Source organism: Roseibium sp. M-1 (assembly GCF_054515675.1).
This window is the reverse complement of record NZ_CM137257.1, coordinates 2532922-2545714: the sequence shown is the minus strand read 5'-3', so window position 1 is coordinate 2545714 and position 12793 is coordinate 2532922. Positions and strand designations below refer to the sequence as shown.

Below are 12793 nucleotides of genomic sequence, written 5' to 3'. Positions count from 1 at the left end.
GAAATTGGGGTAGCGACACTGCCACCTTAATGGAGCAGGCGTTTGTTTACTCGGTGAATTCCAGCAGCTTCTGGTCGATTTCCGACAGGGGCTGCAGAGAGGCAAGGGCTGCCCGGGCTTCCGCGCTGTCCTGGTCCATCTGTTTGATCAAGGCTTCGACGCTGTCGAATTTCTCCTCGCCGCGCAGGTAGGAGATCAGGTGCACCTTCATCTCCTTGCCGTAGAGATCGCCGGAAAAGTCGAAGAGATGCACTTCGAAAAGGGCAGCGCCATTGTCGAATGTCGGGCGGCGGCCGTAGCTGGCAACGCCATTGTGCCAGCCGTCGCCGGTCTTGACCTTGACCGCATAGATGCCGTGTTTCAGCGGGCAGCCGTCCCCCAGATTGAGATTGGCCGTCGGATAGCCGAGATCGCGGCCGCGCTTGTCGCCGTGCTGAACCAATGCCTCGAAATACCAGCGGTAACCGAGCAGCCCGTTCGCCTGGGCAATATCGCCGCGGGCGAGGCAATCGCGGATGCGGGTGGAGGAAATCACCTCTGCCCCCTCGTCTTCCTCGCGCTGGACGATGGTGACCCCGAAACCGTGCTCTGCCCCGGCGGTGCGCAGGTAGTCAGGTGTGCCCAGCCGCGCCTTGCCGAAATGAAAGTCGTAGCCGGTGACCGCGTGCGAGATACCCAGCGTGTCGATGAGGATGTCCTGGACAAAGGCGTTTGCCTCGATCCCAGCGAAGTCCCGTGTAAAGGGCAGGATCAGCGCGCCGTCGAGACCGTAGGTCCGCAGCATGTCCAGTTTCTGGGGGAGCGGGGTGAGCCGGAAGACCGGGTTTGCCGGATTGAATACGGTGCGCGGATGCGGTTCGAAGCTCATGGCGAAGACCGGATGATGGGTGCCGTGACCGAGACCGAGCGCAGCGTCGAGAACGGCCCGGTGTCCCCGGTGCAGTCCGTCGAAATTCCCGATGGCGACAATGCCGCCCTTCAGCTCCGCCGGAAAGGCATCAAGACTTTCGGCAATCAGGAACCTGGAGGGATCAGTGGGGCTCATGCAGCAGACCTTCGCGCGAACAGACGGCCGGGACAGGCCGAAGAGCCGGTGTCCGGAAAGAAAGCAGCCCGGCCGGCCGGACCTGAAACGCAAGAGCCGCCGAAGCTGGCGTGGAACCTGCCGCCATCGCGCCAAAAGGTCAAGATAGGGATGGAGCGGAGGAGAGACCGGTCGCCGGCGCTGTTCAGAGGCCGGAACGGTCTTCGTCGCGGGAGGGCACCTTCACAAGGGCTTCGCCTTCCAGGACGACCGTGTCGTCGACACTGCAGATGCAGGAAAGACGGGCCCGGTTGCCGCGCTCCATCAGCTCTTCGACCGTGACGATCACCTTGACGTCGTCGCCGATGCGGACCGGAGCCTTGAAGTTGAGGGTCTGCGACAGATAGATGGCGCCAGGTCCGGGCAGGCGCGTGCCGAGCACAGCCGAAATCAGGCTGGCGGTGTAAAGACCGTGGGCGATTCTCGTCTTGAAGGGGGTTCTGGCGGCAAAATGCTCCGACAGATGGATCGGATTGCGATCGCCGGATACTTCCGCGAAACCGACCACATCCGAGGAGCTGACATGCTTGACGAGCACTTCGCTCATGCCCACTGAAAGGTCCTCAAAGCAGAGTTTCTGTAGTTCCAGCATCACGAGTTTCACCCCCCATTGTCATTTTTCAGGCCTGGCGGACGCTAGGCGTTGCAAGGTGTTCTGGCAATTGTGCTTTGGGTGAACAAAAAAAACGCCTGTTATTAACGGTCTTTTCAGGGGCCATCGGTAGATTGCATTGAGTGTGGGGAGGTGAGGACACGAATTAATGTGTCACTCTCCTTCGAAGTCATAACGCGTTTCCACCGGCCCACGGCCAGGGGCCGCGCAAATTGACAGTATGGAGTAGACAATGGCCCTTGATCTTCAGATGCCGGTCCTCGTGGTCGATGACTACAAAACGATGATTCGCATCATTCGGAACCTGCTCAAGCAGCTTGGTTTCGAAGACATCGACGATGCTGCGGACGGCACCGAAGCACTGGAAAAGATGAAACAGCGCCGTTATGGCCTGGTCATTTCCGACTGGAACATGGAGCCGATGACCGGTTACGAGCTGCTCAAGCAGGTTCGTGCCGACGGCAGCCTCAGCAAGACGCCTTTCATCATGGTGACCGCTGAATCCAAGACGGAAAACGTTATCGCCGCGAAAAAAGCCGGCGTGAACAATTACATCGTGAAGCCGTTCAACGCCCAGACGTTGAAAGGCAAGATCGAGGCGGTCTTCTCCGACTAAACTCTTGCACTTGGCGGGGGCCTGCGATGGGGCGCAGCTCCGCCGGTGCCAGACGGGTGAACAGATCGGCGTGGTCTTGCCGGGCAGGCAGGCCAGGTCAGTTTTGACGCATCCGCACAATAATAGCGGCCCAGAAGGGGCCGCACTTCGGAGGATGCTATCAAGATGGAAAGGCTCGATCTGGTGGCCAGCATGAAACAGGAAAACATCGCGCGGGTAATCGACTTCCTGCAAGAGAACAAAAGCCGGCAAGGTGAAGTTTCCCTCACGGACGTGATGCATCTTGCAGAAGTCATGTCGGGATCGATGTCTGACTTCCTGTCGACCGTTCAGCCGGCCGTGACTGAAGAGCTGACCTTGATTGCCAAGGAAATCCGGCGCATGAAGGAGGAAATCTCCCAGCTGCGCGCCAAGGACATGACCGGCAACAAGATCCCGGATGCCGGCCGCGAACTCGACGCCATCGTCGAGGCGACGGAAGACGCCACCAACACCATCATGGAAGCAGCCGAAGAGATCATGGGCGCTGACACCAGCGACCCTGAGGCCTATCAAGAGCTGGTCAGCAACAAGATGATCAGCATCTTCGAGGCCTGCACCTTCCAGGACATCACCGGCCAGCGCATCTCGAAAGTTGTCGAGACGCTGCGCTATATCGACGAGCGTGTTTCCTCCTTCATCGAACATCTGCGCATTCCCGCAGATCTGGATGCGGCGATCGAGGAAACCGAAGCCGAACGCCGCAAGCGCGAGCTCATCCTGCACGGCCCGCAGCACTCCGGCGAAGGCGTCTCCCAGGACGACATCGACGCCCTTCTCGGCGACGCTCAGGCGGATATCGACAAGCTGTTCGACTGATCAGCACGCATAAAGATCAAGGTTCAAAGGCTCCCGTTTCGGGGGCCTTTTTGCATTTTCGTATTCTATCCGAAGTCATCCCGGCTCGCGCTTTACTTGGCCGGGATGACGACAGAGATGCTTTGTCTTAGATCGTCTTCGCCGCCACCTTCTCCCGATGCGCTTCACGTTCCCTCGCCAGCGACGTCAGGCCGAAATCGTCGAGGATGGTGTAGAACGCCGGAACGACGAAGACGATCATCAGCGTCGTGCCGATGAGGCCGAAGGAGATCGAGGTGACCAGGGGGATCAGCACCTGGGCCTGCGGGCTCGTCTCGAAAAGCAGCGGCATCATGCCGGCGATCGTCGTGACCGAGGTCAACAGGATCGCGCGGAAACGGGCCTTGGCGCCAAGCGGGGCGATGTCCGCGACACTGTGCATTTGCGGGTCGTGTTCGTCCTTGATGAATTTGACCAGCAGGATCGAATCATTGACCACGATCCCGGCGAGCGAAATGAAGCCGAGCATGCTGGGCATGGCGAAATCGATGCCCATCAGGAAATGGCCCCAGACGGCGCCGATCAGCGCCATCGGGATCAGCGTCATGACGACAACCGGCTCGGTGTAGCTGCGGAACTGGAAGCTCAGCAGGATAAAGACGAAGATCAGGCCGGTGCCGAGCGCCGATACCATCGACGCCTGGGTTTTGGCGGCCTCCGCGTTCTGTCCCTCCGTCGAGGCCTCAAGGCCGGGATAGTCTTCCAGAAGCTGCGGCAGGAACCGGGTTTCCGTGTCCTTGACCACCTCGTTGGCATTGGCCACACCCAGAAGCACGTCGCCGGTCACCGTTACCGTCGGTAGCCGGTCGATGCGGTTGATCCTGGTATAGCTGCGTTCGGACCGGATATTGGCGACCGTCCCGAGCGGCACCCGGTGGCCCGACGGCGTCTCGATGGTGAAGAGTTCCAGATCGCCCAAGCTATTGCGGTCGATACCCGCAAGCCGCACATCCACCTCGAAGCTTTCCGCACCGACCTGCACCTCGTCGGCGGTGATGCCGTTATAGGCGCCCTTCAATTGGTCGGCGATTTCCTTGGCGTCGAGACCGACGGCGCCTGCGCCGTCCTTCAGCGACAGGGCAAGCTCCGGCTTGCCGAGGCTGAGATCGTCAGAGACGTTGTAAACGCCCTGATAGCCGTTGAGCCACGCCTGCAGGTCTTCGGACGCCTTGTCGAGCACTGCCGGATCGGGATGGGCCAGACGCAATTCAATGGCGCGGCCAGCCGGACCGATGGCCGATTCGGTGATGACGATGCGCCGCACGTCCAGCGTCCCGGGCATCTCCTGCCGCCAGACCGTCAGGATTTCCTGGTTGCCCGCAGCGCGGTCGGCACCGTCCAGCAGATCCACATGAAGCGTTGCCAGGTGGGCGCCGCTGGTACCGGCGTCACTGTTCTCGTCGAAACGGACCAGCACGTTCTTGAGAAGCGAGGCCCCGTCCGGATTGCGCGGCGACAGGGCCGCATCCATGCGTTCCAGCGCCGCCACGGTCTCGGCCACGACCTTGCGCGTGCCGGCAAGCGTGGCGCTGGCCGGCAGCTCGATGCGTGCCTCGATCTGATCGCCTTCCACATTCGGAAAGGCCTGGAACTTGACCACGCCGCCGGCAAGCAGCGAGACGGAGGCAAGGAACATCATCACGCAGAAACCGACGGTGAAATAGCGGTTGCGCACGGACCAGGTGGCTGCAGGACCGACCAAGTGTTCACGGATCCATGAAACTCCTGCCTCCGCCTTGGCGGTTACCCGGTTGGGCTTGTCCCGGGCGCTGCCATGCGACAGGTGATTGGGCAGGATCAGGAAGGCTTCCACCAGCGAGACGGCCAGCACCAGCAGCATCACGATCGGGATAACCCGCAGGAGATCGCCGATATCGCCCTTGATGAAGACCAGCGAACCGAAGATCGCTGCTGTCGTCAGGAAAGAGGAAAGGACTCCGGGCGCCACCTGCAGCGTGCCTTCAACGGCCGCGTCGAGCGGTTTGAGGCCCTGCTGGCGCTTTGTGGCGATGTTTTCCGAAATGACGATGGCATCGTCCATCATGATGCCGACGACGATCAGCAGCGCTACCATGGACAGCATGTTGATGGTGAGGCCGAGCAGGGACATGGCCGCAAGAGCCCCCAGGAACGAGACCGGCAGGCCCATGCCGATCCAGAAGGCCTGGCGGCCGCCGAAGAAAATCCACATGGCCGCGACCACCAGTGCCAGCCCCTGCAGCGAATTGTCGACCAGCATCCACAGCCGGTCCTTCAGCACGATGGAGCCGTCATTGATGAGGGTGAAGGTGACGCCGGGCGCCGCGCGGGCCTGTTCCTGATCGACAAAGTCCTGCACATGTTCGACCACCTTGATGAGGTCGTCGTTGCGGGTCATCGAGACGTCGAGCACCGCCGCGAGCTGGCCGTTGAGGCGCGTTTCAACCTCTTCGTCCTCGAAGAGGTCGGTGATGGTGGCTATGTCGCCGAGTTTGATCTGCCCTCCCTGCGGCGAAGAAGCGACAACGACCGAAGCGTAGGCATCGGCCGCGAGCCGTTCGTCTGCAAAACGCAGCAGGATCGATCCGCCTTCGGTAGTGATTTCGCCAGACGGTGCGCTGATATTCTGCCGGCTCAGCGTGTTGGCGATTTCGGCGAGCGTCAGTCCGAGTTCGCGGGCGGCAGCATCGCGCACCTCGATGCGGAACTGGCGGTCGGAAAAGCCGGAGATTTCCACCTGCGGAATGCCGCCGAATTTCAGCATCCGCTCCTTGACCGCCTCGGCATAGTTCTTCAGCTGCGGCTTGTCCCCGATGCCGGTGATGACGACGGATACGGCGGCGCTCAGCCGTCCGGCTTCCTCGATGACCGGGTCCTCGACCCCGTCGGGGAAGTCGGAGATCGCGTTGATCTCCCGGTCGACATCCAGCAGCAGCTGGCCGATATCCTTGCCTTCGACGATCTTGACCGTCGCCAGCGCCATGTTCTCCCGGGAATCGCATTTCAGTTCGTCGATATTCTCGATCCCGTCGAGCGCATCCTCGATGCGCCGGCAAACAGTGCGTTCGACATCGGCCGAGGTCGCGCCCGGATAGGCGACATTGACCGTGATCCGCTTTATCGGAACCTGAGGGAAGGTCTCCATCAGAAGGTTCGGCACATTCAGAAGTCCGAGGATGATGAAACCCGCCATTATCAGGTTGGCGGCGGTGGGGTGCAGGGCGAAAAAACGGATCATTTTTGTGCCTCACCGCCTGCCGCTGCCGGGCCCGCAGCCCGGGTTAGGCCGACAGACACCGCCTCGTCTTCCACAGGCTGCAACAGCATGCCTTCGATCACCGGCGACACGTCGCTGACAATGACTTTCGTTCCGGGCGCCAGGCCGGATTTGAGAACGACCACATCGTCGACCTGAAAAGCGATCTCGGCAGGCGCGAGTTCAAGCCGGCTTTCGGCGGAAACGGTCATGAGTTGTCCGCCCTGCACCGCATTGCGCGGCAGCAGCACCTGGTCCGGGACGGGCGGGGCGGAAAGTTCCACTTCCGCGAACATGCCCTTGACGAGCGGCGGTTTCAGGCCCGGCCGGATCGTGTCATAGGGCTTGTCGACGGTGACAATCAGGCCGATGGAGCGCGTATCGGGATCGACCGTGTCGCTGATCCTTTTGACCCGGGCCTCCCAAATGGCGGCATCGCCGGCGGAGCCGACGCGAACCTTTGCCGAAAGCCGGTCGAGAGAGCGGCGGGCCTTCAGGACACCTTCCTCCGTATCGAGCAACCCCGGAAAGGCGAGGTTGGCGAAACCGGCCATGCTTGCCGGGCTGATCTGCACGTCGATATCGGCAGCATCGACACCGTCCAGCCCGCCGACGGATGTGCCAGCGGCGACGAACTGGTCGATCTCGGCGTTGACCTTCGAGACACGGGCATCAAAAGGTGCGCGGATGGTCGTGCGGGCGAGGTTCAGCTTGGCCGTATCCAGCCGCACCTGGTTTTTCGCCTTCGCCTGCTCCAGCGCCTTGCGCTTCACCGGGTTGAGAGCGATGTCGTTTTCCAGATCCTGTACGGTGGATTGCTGCTGCAGAACGGCGCTTTCCTGGTTCTCCACCTGTTGGTCGGAGATGACCTTGCGCTCCAGCAAGGTTTTCAGCCGTTTGAGTTCGCGCTCCTCCAGCTCCAGCCCGGCCTTCGCGATCTCCAGCGACTTCTTCTGGGTTTCCAGTGTCACGGCAAGCTCTTCCAGATCGACGTCGGCGCCGGCGATATCCGTCTGGGCTTCCGCGATTTCCAGCTCATAGTCTTCCGTCGACAGGGTCAGCAGAATGTCACCCTCGGCAATGAAATCGCCGCGCTTGAAATTCGGATTGATGAAGGTGACGCGGCCCGACACCTGGGCAATGGCATCCAGTGTGCGTGCCGGATCGACGGTGCCGTATCCGGTCACCCGCGGCACGAAGGGGCGCGGGGTGGCGGTTACCACCCGGACGACGGTCGCGGTCTCGCCGAGATCCGCCCGTTTCGGTGCTTCCTTTCCGCTGACGGCGAGATAAAGCACGGCGGCCCCGGCAAGCACGGGCGGCAGGATCAGGAGTTTGCGCGGGAAGGGCACGGCGGGTCTCCGGTTGCGGGTTGCGGCGGCGCACGAAAGTCAGGTCCTGATACGCGCATTCCGTGAGCGCTTGATGATAGCAGGACACGAACGCTTTCGTCCGCCTGGTTGCTTATTGCAAGTTATGACTTGCATTTAAGGCTGGCAGTGATTTTTTGCAAGTAGTCGCTTGCAATCATGTGCTCCTTGCCGTTAGCTGGCGCGTGCTCAAAATGCCGAAACATAGAGGGCTGCGTGTCACGCGCGGCAGTGATTTTGCCCAGAAGTGTCGACATTTCAGATATTTATGCCGCGGTGGTGGCGCTGTTCTGCGAACGCGGTTTCAATGGCACGACGACAAGGGACATTGCCGAACGGGCAGGTGTGAACGAGGTTACGCTGTTCCGGCGCTTTGGCTCGAAAGCTGCGCTGATGGAAGCGGCGATCAGCGACACGCTCGCCAAGGCACCCTTTGCACTGGTGCCCGCAAGCGACGATATCGAGATGGATCTGAGCAACGTCGTTGAAAGCTATCTCGCCACCTTCAAGACGCATAGCGGCCTCGCCCTGACGCTTTTTTCCCAGATGCCGCACCAGCCGGAACTGCGCGCGGTAACGCCCGTGCTGATGCAGAACATGCAGAGCGTTGCGCGCATTCTTGCCACCCACCAGGCAAAAGGCCGGATTCAACCCGGCGACCCGTTCCGCTTCGCCATCGCCCTGATTGCCCCGCTGGCAGTCACCGGCTTTGTCAAGGAAATGGGCATCGGACCGGGACATGCCGGGCTGGATGTCGGGGAGTATGTGCGGACGTATCTCTCCGGGCATGGTGCTAAGACGGAGGACTGAGGGGGCTGTTTGTCGCACGCGGACAACCCACTTGCTCCCCTCTCCCCCCTTGCGGGGGAGATGTCCGGGAACCGGACAGAGGGGGGTGACAGCCCATTGTATTAAAACGGCCTCTCCGATTTCCCGGAAACGCTTCACCCCCCTCTGTCAGCTTTCGCTGACATCTCCCCCGCAAGGGGGGAGAAGGGCGCAAGCTTAGACGCTTCGGATCAGAGTTTTACCTGCAGGGAAGAAGAAAGAGCGCGGAGCGACAGTTCCGAGGTGTTAACTTTGTCCCGGTGTCACCACCACAAACGCGGTACGGCGGCGCGGGCGCGCAGGCCTTCTTCGGCGAGGCGGCGGCGGATGAGGTGCTCTTCCGGGGCGTCGCTCGGGCCGAAGTCGGAAGCGTGAATCCCGGCGGTGATGAACAGCACGTCGATGTCCTGGGAGACCGCACCGCGAATGTCGGTCGGCAGGCCGTCGCCGATGGCGAGCACGTCTTCCCTGGCCATCTTCTCGCCGGTCAGCCTCTCGAAGCGTTCGAGCGCCGCCTTGTAGATCGGGGCATGCGGCTTGCCGAGGATGGCGACCTCGCCGCCGAGATCCTCATAAAGACGGGCAAGGGCGCCTGCGCACCAGATCAGCCGGTCGCCGCGTTCAACGACGATATCCGGGTTGGCGCAGATCATCTTCAGGCCGCGATCGGCCAGCTTCTGCAGCCGCTCGCGATAGTCGTCCGGTGTCTCCACCTCGTCGTCGGTAAGACCCGTGCAACTGATCGCGTCCGCTTCGTCGTCGTTGAGGGTGAAGGTCGCTTCCAGGCCATGATAAAGTGGCTGGTCGCGGTTGGGACCGATATGGAGAAGGGTGTTCTTGCCCTCGGCCTCCAGCACAGAGCGGGTCACGTCGCCGGAGGTGACGATGTCGTCATAGGTTCCCTCCGGCACGCCGAGCGAGGCCAGCATCTCGCCGACCTGCTTGGCCGGGCGCGGTGCGTTGGTGATCAGGATGACCTTGCCGCCGGTTTCCTCGCGGTAGGTCCTTAAGGCTTTGTGCGCGCCTTCAAAAGCCGATACACCGTTGTGCAACACGCCCCAGACATCGCACAGAATGCCCTTGTAGGACGGCGCGAGGGCATTCAGCCCGTCGACAAGAAGCGGTGCGGAAACGGTCATTGCGGATCACCCGGATTGCGGTAGGTCTGATAGGCTTGGCGAAAGAATCGAAGCAAACTCGGCGCGGACCATATAGGAACAGAGCGCTGTGCGAAACCGGCAAGAGAGAGTTGGATGAAGGTCAGGCAGCTTGGCGAACAGGTGATCAACCAGATCGCCGCCGGCGAGGTGATCGAACGGCCCGCGAGCGTGATCAAGGAACTGGTCGAAAACGCCGTCGATGCCGGTGCGAAATCCATCGAGATCGTTACGGCCGCCGGTGGCAAGACCCTGATGCGCGTTTCCGACGACGGCGAGGGCATGCGCCAGGAGGATCTGCAACTGGCGATCCGCCGCCATTGCACGTCCAAGATCTCCGACGACGACCTCTTCGACATCCGCACGCTTGGCTTTCGCGGCGAAGCGCTGCCCTCGATAGGCTCCGTTGCACGGCTCGCCATCCAGACCCGGCATGCGGACGAAGACCATGCCTGGGCCATTGCGGTGGAAGGCGGCAGGGAAAAGCCGCTGGCGCCTGCCGCCCGTACCAGGGGTACGCAGGTCGAGGTCCGCGATCTCTTCTTCGCTACGCCCGCGCGGCTGAAATTCCTGAAGTCCGACCGGGCGGAAGCGTCAGCGATCACCGAGATCGTCAAGCGGATCGCGCTCGCATATCCCGAAATCGGCTTTTCGCTGTCGGGCGCCGACCGGCAGGCGCAGAGCTGGCCTGCGGCACGCGGGGCCGAGCCGCATCTGGCCCGGATCGCGCAGATCCTCGGTCAGGACTTCGTCGACAACGCCATGGAGATCGACGCCGGGCGCGAGGGCGTGCGTCTCACCGGCTTTGCCGGCCTGCCGACCCACCATCGCGGCAACGCCCAGAACCAGTTCTTCTTCGTCAACGGCCGACCGGTGAAGGACAAGCTGCTGCTGTCGGGGTTGCGCGGTGCCTATGCCGATGTGCTCGCCCGCGACCGGCACCCGGTGGTCGTCCTCTTCATCGATCTCGATCCGGCTCAGGTGGACGTCAATGTCCATCCGGCCAAGGCCGACGTGCGCTTCCGCGACAGCCAGCTGGTGCGGGGCCTGCTGGTCGGCTCGATCAAGCATGCCCTGGTTCAATCAGGCCACCGCTCCTCGACCTCGAACGCCTCCGTCGCCCTCGACGCCATCCGTGCGCAGTCGGCGGGTTACGCATCTCCGGGCTACCGGCCATCGGCGCCTGCAAGCCCGACCTCATATGGTGGCAATGGCGGAGGCGGCAGCAGCTATGTCCGCAGCGCTGCCGCGCCGCAGTGGAACCCGGATGTGTTCCGGCCGCTGGAAACGGCGGGCGCACCTGCAACCGGTTTCGCCGAAGTGCCGCAGGAGGCATTTGTCCGGCAGGACGGTTTTGCCGATTTCGCGGTGCCTTCCGCCGATGCCCGTGCCCATGACGTGCCGGTGGAGATCGAAAAGACCAGCCTGCCGCTTGGCGCGGCGAGAGCCCAAGTGCATGAGACCTATATCATCGCCCAGACGGCGGACGGCGTCGTCATCGTCGATCAGCACGCCGCCCATGAGCGCCTGGTTTACGAGCGCCTCAAGGAAGCGCTGGCAAAGCGGGACGTGCCGCGGCAGATGCTGCTGATCCCGGAAATCGTCGAGCTGCCGGAAGAGGACGCGGCCCGGCTGGCGGAGCGTGCCGATGACCTGGAAAAGGTCGGCCTGGCGCTGGAGGCCTTTGGCCCAGGGGCGATCGCAGTCCGCGAGACGCCCGCGATCCTCGGCGATATGGATATTGAAGGCATGGTTCGCAATCTTGCCGATGAACTTGCCGAATGGGATACGGCCGACAGCCTGAAGGAAAAGCTCGATCATGTTGCCGCCACCATGGCCTGCCACGGTTCCGTGCGCGCCGGCCGGCGCATGCGGCCGGAGGAGATGGACGCGCTGCTGCGCGACATGGAGGCGACGCCGCTTTCCGGCCAGTGCAACCATGGACGGCCGACCTGGGTGGAACTGAAGCTTTCCGACATCGAGAAGCTGTTCGGCCGCAAGTAGCCATCGCCTTGATCGGACAGGGATGTCCGGCCGTATAAGGCCGAAGAACAGGAGACCATTGATGGCGGAAACCGGAACCGGCGAACGCGACACACACACGAAGAGCACCTCGGGCCGCAGGGTCTACAAGGGGCTGCTGAAGGTGGCAATTGCCCTTGCCGTCGCTTATGGCGTGGCTGCCGGCTACATGTATCTCAACCAGCGCAGCTTCATCTTCCGGCCGACCGGCGCGCTTGCGACCCCTGCTGAAAAGGGGCTGGAAACCGTCATCGTGGAGACCGTGAAGATGGCGGACGGCTCAGAGGCAACCGTTTGGCGAGCCCCACCGGTAAAGGCGGGCGCGCCGACCGTTCTCTATTTTCACGGCAACTCGGCCAATGTTTCTTCGCGCTGGAAACGCTTCAAGCAGATCCTGGACAGCGGCTTCGGTCTCTACGCCCCGAGCTATCGCGGTTTTGCCGGCAGCCAGGGTAGCCCGTCCGAAGCGGCGCTGCTAGCGGACGGCCTCGAGCATTTCGACAGGGCTGCCGCTGCCGGGTCGCCGCTGATCGTCCATGGTGAAAGCCTCGGCACGGGCGTGGCGACAGCGGTTGCCGCCGAACGGCCCGAGACAAGGCTGCTCGTCCTTGAAGCGCCCTATACCGCCCTGGTCGACATGGCGTCTGAAGATTATCCCTGGCTGCCGGTCAGCCTTTTGATGAAGGACCAGATGCCGACACGCGAGCGGATCACCAATTTCGCCGCCCCGGTCCTGATCCTGCACGGCACCGCCGACCGCATCATTCCGGTCGAACACGGCAGGCGGCTGTTCGAATTCGCGAAGGATCCCAAGAAGCTCATCATCGTCGAAGGGGTGGATCACTCCGATCTGTGGACCAACGGCCTCTGGGAAGCCGTTCTCGCCGAATGGGAGAAGCTCGGTGGGGCTTGATCTCCTGTCCTCGTGGTCCAGGCCTCGTCAAGCTTCTGAAAAGCTGGATTGTCGATAA

At 62.2% G+C, this 12793-nt stretch carries 10 protein-coding genes; 5 read left to right on the top strand and 5 right to left on the bottom strand.

Annotated elements, in window-relative coordinates; genetic code table 11:
- Positions 1–46: 46 nt before the first annotated feature.
- Positions 47–1045 (bottom strand): bifunctional riboflavin kinase/FAD synthetase, encoded by a 999-nt coding sequence (locus tag ACX3M4_RS11505; RefSeq protein WP_459358719.1) that lies wholly within the window; start codon positions 1043–1045, stop codon positions 47–49.
- Between the two features lie 184 nt (positions 1046–1229).
- Positions 1230–1676 (bottom strand): MaoC family dehydratase, encoded by a 447-nt coding sequence (locus ACX3M4_RS11500; protein WP_459358718.1) that lies wholly within the window; start codon positions 1674–1676, stop codon positions 1230–1232.
- A gap of 253 nt (positions 1677–1929) precedes the next feature.
- On the opposite strand from ACX3M4_RS11500, the gene ACX3M4_RS11495 reads away from it, so the two are divergent.
- Together ACX3M4_RS11495 and ACX3M4_RS11490 are read left to right on the top strand one after the other, a co-directional pair.
- Complete coding sequence (locus ACX3M4_RS11495; RefSeq protein WP_006935666.1) at positions 1930–2313, top strand: response regulator; 384 nt, start codon at positions 1930–1932, stop codon at positions 2311–2313.
- A gap of 165 nt (positions 2314–2478) precedes the next feature.
- A complete protein-coding gene (locus ACX3M4_RS11490; protein WP_459358717.1) occupies positions 2479–3171 on the top strand; it encodes a protein phosphatase CheZ in 693 nt (230 codons plus the stop codon).
- Between the two features lie 127 nt (positions 3172–3298).
- On the opposite strand, the gene ACX3M4_RS11485 is transcribed toward ACX3M4_RS11490, so the two are convergent.
- Entirely contained in the window at positions 3299–6427 is a 3129-nt protein-coding gene (locus ACX3M4_RS11485; RefSeq protein ID WP_459358716.1) for an efflux RND transporter permease subunit, read from the bottom strand.
- Positions 6424–7797: an efflux RND transporter periplasmic adaptor subunit gene (locus tag ACX3M4_RS11480; RefSeq protein WP_459358715.1), complete on the bottom strand. Its 1374-nt coding sequence runs from the start codon at positions 7795–7797 to the stop codon at positions 6424–6426. Before ACX3M4_RS11480 ends, ACX3M4_RS11485 begins: the two co-directional genes overlap by 4 nt.
- A gap of 234 nt (positions 7798–8031) precedes the next feature.
- On the opposite strand from ACX3M4_RS11480, the gene ACX3M4_RS11475 reads away from it, so the two are divergent.
- On the top strand, positions 8032–8625 hold the full coding sequence (locus tag ACX3M4_RS11475; protein ID WP_459358714.1) for a TetR/AcrR family transcriptional regulator: 594 nt from the start codon (positions 8032–8034) through the stop codon (positions 8623–8625).
- Between the two features lie 281 nt (positions 8626–8906).
- On the opposite strand, the gene ACX3M4_RS11470 is transcribed toward ACX3M4_RS11475, so the two are convergent.
- Positions 8907–9782 carry a TIGR01459 family HAD-type hydrolase gene (locus ACX3M4_RS11470; protein ID WP_459358713.1) on the bottom strand — a complete coding sequence of 292 codons (876 nt, stop codon included), beginning with the start codon at positions 9780–9782 and terminating at the stop codon, positions 8907–8909.
- 114 nt (positions 9783–9896) lie between these two features.
- Between ACX3M4_RS11470 and mutL the strand changes: the two genes are divergently transcribed.
- Entirely contained in the window at positions 9897–11804 is a 1908-nt protein-coding gene (gene mutL, locus ACX3M4_RS11465) for a DNA mismatch repair endonuclease MutL (RefSeq protein ID WP_459358712.1), read from the top strand.
- Positions 11805–11865: 61 nt separating this feature from the next.
- Positions 11866–12735: an alpha/beta hydrolase gene (locus ACX3M4_RS11460; protein WP_459358711.1), complete on the top strand. Its 870-nt coding sequence runs from the start codon at positions 11866–11868 to the stop codon at positions 12733–12735.
- Positions 12736–12793 lie beyond the last annotated feature (58 nt).

Excerpts from the sequence above, each read along its gene's own strand:
- ACX3M4_RS11495 (WP_006935666.1), top strand. The coding sequence starts at position 1,930 with ATGGCCCTTGATCTTCAGATGCCGGTCCTCGTGGTCGATGACTACAAA.
- ACX3M4_RS11460 (WP_459358711.1), top strand. The coding sequence starts at position 11,866 with ATGGCGGAAACCGGAACCGGCGAACGCGACACACACACGAAGAGCACC.
- ACX3M4_RS11490 (WP_459358717.1), top strand. The coding sequence starts at position 2,479 with ATGGAAAGGCTCGATCTGGTGGCCAGCATGAAACAGGAAAACATCGCG.
- mutL (WP_459358712.1), top strand. The coding sequence starts at position 9,897 with ATGAAGGTCAGGCAGCTTGGCGAACAGGTGATCAACCAGATCGCCGCC.
- ACX3M4_RS11505 (WP_459358719.1), bottom strand. The coding sequence starts at position 1,045 with ATGAGCCCCACTGATCCCTCCAGGTTCCTGATTGCCGAAAGTCTTGAT.
- ACX3M4_RS11500 (WP_459358718.1), bottom strand. The coding sequence starts at position 1,676 with ATGCTGGAACTACAGAAACTCTGCTTTGAGGACCTTTCAGTGGGCATG.
- ACX3M4_RS11485 (WP_459358716.1), bottom strand. The coding sequence starts at position 6,427 with ATGATCCGTTTTTTCGCCCTGCACCCCACCGCCGCCAACCTGATAATG.
- ACX3M4_RS11470 (WP_459358713.1), bottom strand. The coding sequence starts at position 9,782 with ATGACCGTTTCCGCACCGCTTCTTGTCGACGGGCTGAATGCCCTCGCG.